This window comes from Candidatus Protofrankia californiensis, from assembly GCF_900634765.1.
GTDB classification, from domain to species: Bacteria; Actinomycetota; Actinomycetes; order Frankiales; family Frankiaceae; genus Protofrankia; species Protofrankia californiensis.
Map to the genome: position 1 here is coordinate 1 of NZ_CAAAFT010000461.1, position 11002 is coordinate 11002.

7 protein-coding genes are annotated in these 11002 nt (G+C 69.7%); 2 read left to right on the top strand and 5 right to left on the bottom strand.

All coding sequences use genetic code 11. The features are described from left to right. Nucleotides 1-624: 624 nt before the first annotated feature. Entirely contained in the window at nt 625-1107 is a 483-nt protein-coding gene (locus DD1DGNOD_RS23830; RefSeq protein WP_131768765.1) for a hypothetical protein, read from the top strand. A 102-nt stretch (nt 1108-1209) separates the two neighbouring features. Continuing rightward, nucleotides 1210-2136, top strand: a complete 927-nt coding sequence (locus DD1DGNOD_RS23835) for a hypothetical protein (RefSeq protein WP_131771067.1) — start codon at nt 1210-1212, stop codon at nt 2134-2136. Nucleotides 2137-2264: 128 nt separating this feature from the next. Here the strand turns inward: DD1DGNOD_RS23835 and DD1DGNOD_RS23840 are convergent, their stop codons facing one another. From DD1DGNOD_RS23840 to DD1DGNOD_RS23860, 5 genes are all read right to left on the bottom strand, one after another. Then, nucleotides 2265-4688 carry a heavy metal translocating P-type ATPase gene (locus DD1DGNOD_RS23840; RefSeq protein ID WP_131771072.1) on the bottom strand — a complete coding sequence of 808 codons (2424 nt, stop codon included), beginning with the start codon at nt 4686-4688 and terminating at the stop codon, nt 2265-2267. A gap of 315 nt (nt 4689-5003) precedes the next feature. Next, complete coding sequence (locus DD1DGNOD_RS23845; RefSeq protein WP_131771068.1) at nt 5004-5378, bottom strand: hypothetical protein; 375 nt, start codon at nt 5376-5378, stop codon at nt 5004-5006. Nucleotides 5379-5497: 119 nt separating this feature from the next. Next, nucleotides 5498-6706 (bottom strand): methyltransferase, FxLD system, encoded by a 1209-nt coding sequence (gene fxlM / locus DD1DGNOD_RS23850; RefSeq protein WP_131771069.1) that lies wholly within the window; start codon nt 6704-6706, stop codon nt 5498-5500. A gap of 64 nt (nt 6707-6770) precedes the next feature. Further along, on the bottom strand, nt 6771-7973 hold the full coding sequence (locus tag DD1DGNOD_RS23855) for a lanthionine synthetase C family protein (RefSeq protein ID WP_131771070.1): 1203 nt from the start codon (nt 7971-7973) through the stop codon (nt 6771-6773). Beyond that, nucleotides 7970-11002 (bottom strand): lantibiotic dehydratase (locus DD1DGNOD_RS23860; protein WP_206443390.1); only part of this gene is annotated, 3033 nt, incomplete at its 5' end. The genes DD1DGNOD_RS23860 and DD1DGNOD_RS23855, both read right to left, overlap by 4 nt.

Sequence of the window (11002 nt, forward strand, 5' to 3'; positions counted from 1 at the left end):
TGCCAGGGCTCCGGCAAAATTGCTTGTTAGCAAGTCGCGATAGTGTGAAGCGGTCGTTCGGGCCGGCGGGAGAGGCGCCGTAACCCTTTCGCGATGTTGGTGGTGCCAGTCAGTCGGAGGATGCTGACGGCGAGGTTGTGCAGGCTGGCCGTGACGCGTGAGCCGTTGCCTGTTCGGATCTGGCTGTGGCCCTCGGCGAAGGTGACGTCACGGACCCAGTGGAGACGGCTCTCGATGTGCCGGTGGTCGCGGACGGTGTCGGCGATCTCGGCTGGGCTGATCTGAGTGGCGTCCAGGTCGGTGACGGCGTAGACGGTTTCGGTGTGCCAACGGCCGGCCGGGTAGAGGCCGTCGGCGGCGGACGATCTCCGACGGCCTGGACCGCGTGCGGGAACAGGATGCCGGCCTGGATCTCGGTGACCTTCAGGGCGCGGATCTCGTCCCGGCCATGGCCGCGGGTCCGGTCAGCGGGAGGATTTCCTTCCAGGGCAGGGACGAGTAGGTCGTCGACCCCCTGCGCGCTCCGCGGACGCATAGCTCTACTATGAGAAATAGTTGTCGTTCGATGCGGATCCGTCAGTTCAGCGGTGTCGCTTGTCGGTTCCGGTGGGGGAGGGAGACCCGGTGGCCAGCGGGGCGGTGCCGACGCGGGCGATGGTCCGCTTGGTGCTGGTGTACCTGGCGCTGGCCGGGTTGTTCGTCATGCATGGCGTGGTGGCCGGGCTGGGATGCCCCGGCGGCACCGGCGCGTCGGGGTCGGCGATGGCGGTACACGGCTCGGCCGCCGGTCACGCGGTCTCGCCAGCGCTCCGCATGCCGGTACCCGTCTCGATGAGCGGCCACGAGCCCTCCGCGCTGCCGCCTCCGGCGGCCACGGTAACGAGCGATGTCAGCAGCGTCGGCGGGCATGGCGCGTTGTGCGTGTCGTCACCTCCCCGGCAGGGGCTGGCCGGGCTGCTGATCCTCCTGCTCGCTGTCGGTGCGGTCGCGCTGGTGTGGCCCGCCCGGGAACGGAACGCCGGTGCCAACCGTGGGGGTCGTAGACGCCGCGCCCCACCGCTGGCCGGTTCGTGTCTGCTGGTAAGGGTGTGCGTGTCCCGGACGTGACAGGCCGCCGCCGGCCGGAGCCGATGGCTCGGGCCAGTCGACGACGTTCCTGTCCTCCCGCACGCGACAGTCGCGTGCCATCCGGGAAGATCATCGATTTCAATGCTCACATTGCTGTATTCGCGTGCTCGCATCCTGTATGCACCTGTCCGTCTACGTTCCGCTTTCGTGGCGGCCGGTGTCACCGTTGTCGTCGGGGTGGCAGCCGCCGCCTGCGGCGGTAGCTCCACGACCATGCCGACGATGGAGCACCCCACGGCGTCGCCCGCGCCGTCGGGGCACGCCGGGATGTCGGGCATGGAGGAGCTGCCGGCCGGGGACGGTCTGACCACCGAGGCATCCGGTTTCCGGTTCGTCCCGGCCGCACCTTCGCTGGTGCCCAACCAGCCGACCTCGTTCCGGTTCCAGATCGTGGACAAGGCCGGCGCGCCGGTCACCGCGTTCAAGCCGGACCAGACCAAACTGATGCACCTCTATCTGATCCGGTCCGACCTGACCGGTTTCCAGCATGTACACCCGACCATGGCCGGTGACGGGACCTGGACAGCACCTCTCCAGGCGGTGCAGCCGGGCGCGTACCGGGTGTACGCCTCGTTCATCACCACGAACACCTCAGGCGAGGACGTGCCGCTGGTCCTCAGCCAGCAGGTCGCCGTTACCGGTGACTCCTCGACCACACCGCTCCCGCCGGCGTCGACCACGACCCAGGTCGATGGCTACACCCTGACCCTGGCCGGCGAGGTAGTGGCCGGGGCGGCGCACACCCTGACGGTCACCGTGTCCAAGGACGGCAGCCCCGTCACCGACCTGCAGCCCTACCTGGACACCTACGCCCACCTGAGCGCCTTCCACGAAGGCGACCTTGCCCTCGCGCACCTGCATCCAATGGGCGTGACCAACGGGGCGGGCGGCGGCCCAACCCTGTCGTTCGAGGCAATGCTGCCGAAAGCCGGCAGCTGGCGACTATTCGTGCAGTTCCAGACCGCGGGTGTGCTCCACACCGCCGCGGTGACCCTCCCCGTCAGCTGACCGGAGCCGGGAACCGTCAGGGAGGCAGCCCCTGACGGTTCCCGGCTTTCCCCATTCGGATGACCGACGGTGTCGACCACGGGCCCGGCATCCCGGCTCCGTGTGCGTCGGCCCGCACGGGTGTGGATTCAGCCGACGGGTACAGGCGTTGCGTCCTCGCTCGGCCGGGTGACCGGCTCCGGTGGGGTGGTAGGCAGAGGCAGGCGTTTGAGGAGCAGGGCGTTGACCGCGACCAGCAGGCTCGATCCCGACATCGACAGTGCGGCGATCTCCGGTCGGAGCACCAGGCCGAACGCCGGCTCGAACACGCCTGCGGCGATGGGCAACGCGACCGCGTTGTACCCGATCGCCCAGCCCAGGTTCTGCCGCATCTTGCCCACGGTGCCCTGGCCGATCCGCAACGCGACCCCGACGTCGAGCGGGTCGGAGCGCATGAGCACGACGTCGGCGGTCTCGATGGCCACGTCGGTGCCGGCGCCGATCGCAATGCCGAGATCAGCCTGGGCGAGGGCGGGAGCGTCGTTGACGCCGTCGCCGACCATCGCGACCCGATGACCGGCGCGTCGCAGCTTTGTGATCGTGGTGGCCTTGTCGCCGGGGAGCACCTCGGCGATCACGGAGTCGATGCCGAGCTGGCCGGCGATCCGGCTCGCCGTGGCCTGGTTGTCGCCGGTGAGCATGACGACCGCGAAGCCGGCGTCGTGCAACGCCCGCACGGCCGCCGCAGCGGTGGGGCGCGGCGTGTCGGCGAGCCCGATGATCCCAGCGGGCTCGCTGTCCACCGCGACACCCACCACGGTCCGGCCCCCCGCCGCCAGCCCGTCCCACCGCCCGCCGAGATCATCCAGCGGGACGCCCTCCTGCTCCATCAGCCGGTGGTTGCCGACCACCACCCGATGTCCGTCGACGGTGGCTACCGCACCACGGCCGGCGCGGTTGACGAACCCATCCGTACGGGCCTTCGGAACGCCGCGCGACTCGGCGTGGGTCACCACCGCCGTCGCCAGCGGATGCTCGGACTCGCGCTCGACCGCGGCGGCGAGGCGCAGCAGCTCGTCCTCGACGCACCCATCCGCGACAATCACATCGGTGACTTCGGGTTCGCCCGTGGTCAGGGTGCCGGTCTTGTCCATGACGACGATGGTGATCCGGGCGGATGTCTCCAACGCGGTGGCGTTCTTGAACAGAATCCCGCGGCGGGCACCGAGCCCTGTCCCGACCATGACCGCGGTAGGGGTGGCCAACCCGAGGGCGTCCGGGCAGGTGATGACCACGACGGTGATCGCGAACAGCAGCGCCGCAGAGGCCGGTGCGTCCGAGAACACCAGCCAGACCCCCAGCGTGGCGGCGCCGCCGAGCAACGCGACGAGGACAAGCCAGAACGCCGCCCGGTCGGCCAGCCGCTGACCGGGCGCCTTACTGTTCTGCGCCTCCTGGACAAGTGCGACGATCCGCGCGAGTGCGGTGTCCGCGCCGACCTTGGTGGCGCGGATCCGCAGCGTGCCGGTCGTGTTGACCGTGGCACCGATCACATCGGAGCCGGGCTGCTTGTGGACGGGCAGGCTCTCGCCGGTGACCATCGACTCGTCGACGTCGGACTCACCCTCCTCGACCACCCCGTCCACGGCAGTTTTGGAGCCGGGGCGGACGAGCAACAGGTCACCGACCACCACCTCAGCGGTGGAAACCTCGACCACCTCGTCGTCACGGACCACCAGCGCAGCGTCGGGGGCCAGCTCAAGCAGCGCGCGGATCGCGTCGTTGGCTCCGCCACGGGCACGCATCTCGAACCAGTGCCCGAGCAACACGAACGCGGCCAACAAAGCGGCGGCCTCGTAGAACACCTCGCCGCCGGCATCACTCAACGTGATAACGACCGAGTACATCCAACCCGTACCGATCGCCACCGCAACCAGCACCATCATGTCCAGGGTGCGGGCTCGCAGCGCGCGTACCGCGCCATCAAAGAAGATCCACGACGAGTAGAAGATCACTGGCAGGCTGAGTAACAGCTGAAACCACTCGTCACTCAGATCGAACGGTGCGGCAATGGTGAAGTGCAGCACCTGTCGGCCGATCCGCGACCACAACAGGATCGGCACCGCGAAAACCACCGCGACCAGGAAACGGTTGCGCATGTCGGCGACCATCCCCGCCATCGACATCGCACCGTGCCCGCCATGGCCGATTGCCTCGGCCGGAGAGCTCACTCGAGCTTCCGGTGCGGCGGCATGGCCGGGGCCTGTGGGTGTGGGCTCGGCAAGCGGATCGCAGACGTGTTTAGGTACCGACTGTCCGCGACAGTGATAACCGCAGTTACGGACCCAGACGGACAACTCTGCCGCTGACGTGTACGTGGGGTCGAAGCGAACCGTCGCCGTCTGCGAGACCGGATTCGCCTCCACCCGGCGGACACCGGGCCGGCGGCTCAGCGCGGCCTCAACCCGTGCCTTTTCGCTTGCCCACCCGAGCCCCGCAACCTCCAACACGGCGGTCGCCGAGACCCCGCGGGCATGCTCGTCCTGTCCTGCCCCCCGTGGACGGTCCGTCATCATGGATCCACTCCTGCCCGGCCGATCGGTACACCGAACAGCAGAGGCCGTCCCGGGTGGGCAGCGCAGCAACTCGACAGGTCCCGCGACCGCAGTCGTACTCTACCCCTGTAGGATATATAGCCCAGGCGTGTACGACTCGAACCGTCTGGACCATGTGCGGTGCCTGTCGGGTCCTCGCGGTCTCCACCGGGGGCCACTGGCGTTGTAACCCGGTAGCTTTCGCCGAGAAACCAACGAATATGCCCGGGGCACGGTTGTCCCCCCGAGTAGTCAAGATCTTCAGCTTGGCGTCCTGTGCTAGTGCGATGTTCCTCAAAGTCGGTAGATAAAACAGCGTCGCAGGGTGCGGGTCGACGAAGCGGGACGAACTTCGGCCATACTGAGCGAGACAGAGAACACTATGGCCGCGCTCAGGAAGTCCTTGAAGCAGATGATGCGCGAGCAGAACGTCTGACTGCCGTAACGGGCTGCCGCTATCCGGCGGAGCGATACTGCGCGGACCGGTACGGTGGATTTGTCAGCTGTCGAGTCCACCCGCAACACGATCAGTAGCGACGGGTCCTGCTTCGCGCCTACGGCGAGCACCGGGGTGGCCGCGGCGGCTTCGGCCGCGTGGAGGTGTTCTGCGAACGCACGCAGTTCGCTGAAGGGCCCGGCCTGATCACCTGCGGGAAGATCGAACGCCATGCGTGAGGTCGCCGCCGCCTAACGGCGGTCGGAGCTGGCATCCCGGACTCTCACGGTGGAGTGCCGCAGCCGGCCGGAAGCCGTCTGGCCGGCTGCGGTCTCCTCGACTGTGGGCGCGTTCAGTTGGAGACGACGAGCCGAATGAACTGTTTGTCGATGACGACCCCGTCTGCCAGGTCCTCGTCCGGGGTTCCGGCAGGGTAGGCGGTGATGGTGGGCTGGGCGGTGCGGTCGCGATCCCAGGCGCGGATCTGCTCGCACAGGCGTTCAGCGAGTCGGGTTCCGGCCGGGCCGTGGCCGATGGCTCCGAGTTCCCAGCGGCGTTCGGTGGCGTCGGGGTCGGGGCCGCGGAGGGTCAGGTAGGCCAGTGAGTCGCCGTCGACCAGGGCGGGGCTGCGATATGTGAAGGCGGGATTGCACAGGCCGGCTTCGGCGGCGGGTTCGGCGGCGAAGCGGCAGGTTCCGGGTTCGGCGCCGGTCAAACGAGGCCAGATGAGGTCGGTGGATTCGTTGGGGACAACGGATGCTCCCGACCAGACAGTGGTCGCGGGCTGCGCGAGAATCCCGTGCAGCGCGGCGGGGTCGATGGGCTGGTCACGGTCGAAGTACAGGGCGACATCGTCGGCGATTTGGCCGGTGCGTTCCCCGTCCTGGCCGTCGCCGATCATCGGGATGAAGCCGCAGAGCTGGCTGTCGGTGGCCCGCAGGACGCCGTCCTGGTGGACGAAGGCCACGCTGCGGGCCTGGCCGCGCCAGTGCAGCGGCACGACGAGCCGGCCGCCGGGCGCGAGCTGGTCCCGCCACCCTGGCGGCAGGTCCCAAGGCCCGACGGTGACGATGATGTGATCGAAGAGAGCCTGGTCGGGGGCACCGAGGGCGCCGTCGCCGGTGAGCACGCGCACGCGGCCGTAGCCGGTGGCCTCCAGCGCGCGCCGGGCCTGCTCGGTCACGTCCGGATGGATGTCGATGGTGGTCACCTGGCCGGTCTCACCGACGAGTTCGGCCAGCAGCGCGGCGTTGTAGCCGGTGCCGGCACCGATTTCCAACACCCGGTCACCAGGGCGAGCATCGAGTTGGCCGAGCATCATCGCCACCACGGTGGGCACGGAGGCGCAGCTGGCGGGCCTGCCGCCAGGGCCGCCGGGCTTGGTGGTGATGGACTTGTCGGCGTAGGCGTCCTCGATGCTGGCGTTGGGCACGAACAGGTGGCGGGGCACCGTCCGCAGCGCCCGCTCGACGCTGACCGAGCGCAGGTGGCCGGCGGCGTCGATGCGGTCGACCATGCGGTTACGCAGGTCTTCGGGCTGGGTATCGGTCGTGGCGGTCATCCGTTTCCTTCCGTGCGCAGTATCTCAAGGGGCAGCGGGCCCCATTTCAAAGGGCAGCGGGGCCTCAAAGGGTCGGTGGGGCGAGGAGCAGACAGGCGTCCCACCGGGTGGTAGACGCCGTGTCGGCGCAGATGTGGCGGGTCAGCGCGATGCCCGCCGCGCCTTCCAACAGTCCGTCGCCGGTCGCCTGTGTCGCGCGGTGGAAGTGCTGCTCGAACCTGGTGTGCAGATCGGGCAGGACGGCGGCCAGGGCGCTGTCGGGACCGGCGTCGGCCGCCGCTCGCCGGGTGGTCTGGACAAGCCCGGCCCATCCGTGACAGACGCCGGCGTCGCCGAGCTGCGCCAGCTGCTTCTCGTCGACGAGGCATCCGGCCAGTGCGGACTCGGCCTCGTGCTGCCGCCGCCGGTCGCCCAGCGCCAGGGCGGCCACCTGCTGGGCACGAGCCAGTCCCGGGGTGCCGTAGCACCAGCTGGGTCGTTGCGGGCCGGGCTGCTGGACGGCCCCAGCCTTCCATTCGGAAGGGGAGATCATGCCGGGCCACCACCATCGCCCCGGGGTGCCGCAGCGCCACTGGTCCAGCTCGGCGCAGATCCGGTCGATCGCCTCGGCGTGACCCGGCACGATGATCCCGAGCCTCATCGCGGTGGCCAGCAACGCCAGTGGCCCGCTGATGCCGTGAGCGAAACCCAGATTGCTGTGACCGCCCGGCCACGCGGGAGAGGGCTGATCGCCGGGACCGTGACCGGTCCACCATCCCGGCAGCCGCTGACCGTCGACGGTCACGGATTCCGTGGCCAGACCCACCAGGTAGGACAGGACGTCGGACAACAGTTCGGTGTGGTGGGCCTGGAGCAGGTACACGCCGATCCCGGTCAACCCGTTGATCAGGTCGAACTCGCGCAGTTCTGCCAACTGCCCGCGCTCGATCCGCTCGTATGCCCGGCCCAGGCGCTGCCGGGTGAGCGAGATCATGTGGCCGTCCAGGGTGGCCAGCGCGGCGGCGTAGGCCGGGTGGTCGGCCGCGCGAAGGACGAAGGCGACGGCCGGGGCACCCCGGAACAGGCCGCAGGCGTCTGGGCCTGCGACAACAGGACTGCGGGTCATCGCGGTGACCCACTGATGGGCTGTGCCCCAGTCTTCGATGCCGGCGCGGGCGCGGGCGATGTGCAGCAGCGCGATCCCGGTGGCTCCGTTGGACAGCGACTGGCTCCAGTCCGGTGAGGGATCGCGCCCTGGTGGCCGGGCGAGCGGATCGGTGCACGTCACCGGCCTTCACCACCGCCCTGGTGGCGGGTTTGCCAGGCCAGTGCTGCCTGGCGGGCCAGACGGCGGCAGGTGCGTTCGCTGTCCGGGTCGATGCCGAGGGCCCGGTTGTGGTGCATGTGCAGCAGCGACTCCACCACGCGGTCGAGATCCGCGTCCGTCGGCAGGTGCTTGCGGTAGGTGGCCAGCGTGTCGGCGCGGGCCTGCCAGGCGTGGTCGACCGCCGCGGCCCAGCCGGGCACATCCCGCAGCGCTCCCATGTCGGTGGCTAGCCGAAGGGCCTGGCCGGTCACCGCCCGGTCCGTGGCGGGTGCGGAGGGGACGGGTCGGGCGGCCAACCAGTCCATCGCCTCGGCGTGCTCGCCGACAAAGCCGGTGACGATGCCGACCATGTTCGCCACGGCCAGCGCGGTGGGGTGTGCGGCGGCGGCGGTGGTCCGGTCCCGCAATGCGGTGGCGACGAGGTGGGAGTCGGCGACGAAGACGTCCTCGGCCGCGTTCATCGCCGCGCCGTGCCCGTAGCGGCCGATCTCGGGATAGTAGGTGTCGATGACCAGCTGTCCGGCGATGCCTGCCTGCCGCATCCGCTGCGCCCACTCCCCCACCCTGTTTGTGCACGTAGCGTAATGGTGGCGGTTGGTCCGGATGCGCAGCCGGAGGTGGTCGGTCTCCTGCGAGCTGTGGTAGCGCAGCCACCAGCACGAGGGCTCGGTGTTGAGCGCGGCCAGCAGGGTGGGCAGGTGCTCGGTGATGATCTCGTTCATCCGCTCAGGATGGGTGTAGATCTTGGCAGACAGCCAGGTCGTGTCCGGGGTGCCGGGCAGCTGGCCGTGCGTGTTGGTCACCGTGGGCAGCGTCCCGCGCAGGGGGTTGGGCGCGGCGGCGCGGGTGGTGACAAGGGGTAGCGCGATTTCGTGGGCGTGGCCGGCGATCCACCCGTACTCGGCTGGTGGGGTGACCGCATAGAGGATGGCTTGGCCATACCGTTTGAGGTGGGCATGCAGGAGGGTCGCGTGCGCGGGCTCGTCGAGGGTCAGGCGCAGCGTGCGGTCTGCGTCGCGCAGCTCAACCACCTCGGGACACCCCCAGCGCTGCCGCCACCGGTCGAGCACCTGCTGCCGGTGTTCTGAACCGGCCTGGCCTTGCGGCAGGTCGTCGATGGTCAGCCGCCACTGCGTCGGGGACAGGATGGTGCGCCGGTAGCGCACCTGTGGCAGGAACGGCAGCCGGATGTGCGGACCCCAGTCGAACTGGTACCAGGCGGCGGAAAACGCCCGTGGCAGGTGAGCCAGAAAGCGGGCCAGCGGCGAGGGCTGCTTGTCCAGCGCGAGCGCGTGAAACACCTGCGGCTCAATGATTTGGCGGCGCGAGAGGCTGACCAGGTGCAGCCGGTCGCGGGTTGCGGTGATGGCCAGGTCGTCGACCGCGATGAGGCCGGTGTCGGCGGGCCCCCGGTGCTCCCCGAGCGGGAGCAGGTGGTCGAGGTAGGACGGGACGCGGCAGACGTTCTCCGCGTGCGGGTACAGCGGCCCGAAGGACATCTGCGCGCGCAGCGCGCCGTCGGTGGCGGCGGGCAGTGCCCGGTACGCCTGTGCGAGGCCGGAGCCGGTGGCCGTCGGCGTGAATCGCGAGGTGAGGGTGCCAGCGGAGCGGGCGGGAGCGACCGTGAGGAGGAAGTCGCCGTGCTGAAGCGCCGTGGTGCTGGCGGCGTGGATGCGTGCGGACAGCTCGACGTGCGGCGGGATGTAGCGCTCGTCGAACGTCTCGTCAGTTAACTCGCCGACCTGCTCATCGGTGAGCACGATCTCGCGGGTGCCGTCGGCCATCGCCTGCCAGGCCAGCGCCAGCAGCCGCTCGTCCCGCTCCGAGATACCCGGTATCGGTGCGGGCAGCACGCTCCCGCGATACCCCGCCGGATAACCCAGACCGGCGTCCGGGTCGAGCACCTCGGCCAGCGACACCAGCGTGCCGGTGCCATATCGGTCGACGAACGCGGTATGGAAGGCGTGCCAAGCTGCTTCACCTGTCGGTTGCCGCGTCAGGCGCAGCAGCGCGCTGGCAGCCCGCTCCATCTCCACCACAACCTGGTTCGGCAGCTGCACCACGCAGTCGAGCAGCAGGTCCACCGCCAGCGGTGTGCGCCCCTCCGGCGAGAGTTCTCTCATCCGGCCCGTGATCGCCGCGCGGACGCGGCTCTGCTCGGCCCGCGTGGTCGTCTCGTGGTTGTGGTGGCGCAGGTCCGCCAGCAGGGCGTCCAGGTCGCGCACCAGGGACGCGAGGGCTGGCAAACCCCCGGCGTCGGCGTGGTGCAGCCGGTCCATGAGGTAAGCGAACGGATCGGTGACCGTGAACGGGGCGCGCAGACTGGTCAGCAGGTAGCCCTGCCGCACCAGTTCGGTGAGCATGCCCCGCGCCGTTGACCGGTCGACGGAGAAGCTCTCGGCCAGCGTGTCGATCAGGGCTCCGAACCGGACAGGGGTTGCCGCCAAGTCGTTGACTGCCGCGACCGCGCGGGTATAATGAATGGTCACCCGGTTCGGCCCTTGCGGCACTTCCAGTCGCCCACCACGCCGGACAGCCAGATCGGTGACCACCACATCGAGCCGTTCCAACAGCTCGGGGCAGCGTTCAGCGCGAGCGATGATGTCGGCCAGCCATCCGGTGTTGACGCGGGCCACCCCTCGATGATCCGCGCCCCAGTCCACCTGGGCCGTCTTGCCCAAGCTCACCGGGGCCACACCGGCGAACAGGCCGAAGGGGGTGGGGCGGCCGATACTGCGTAGCAGGTAACGCGCGGTGGAGAGGGTGGCGCTTCGGATCTGCTTGTTGCCCACGGTACGATCGGCGCGGATGGCGTCGACGCCCTCGCCCAGGGACGGGCTGGCTTGCCGCACGGCGTCGGCGAAATCGGGGCGGGACCACATCTGGTCCAACCAGTGCCGGCACGCATCCGTGTCGGTCAGGTCAGGCCACCAGTCCACGGCGTCGGTCAGCGGCGCGGCTGCCGCCCGAAGCAACGCAACGTCGATGTG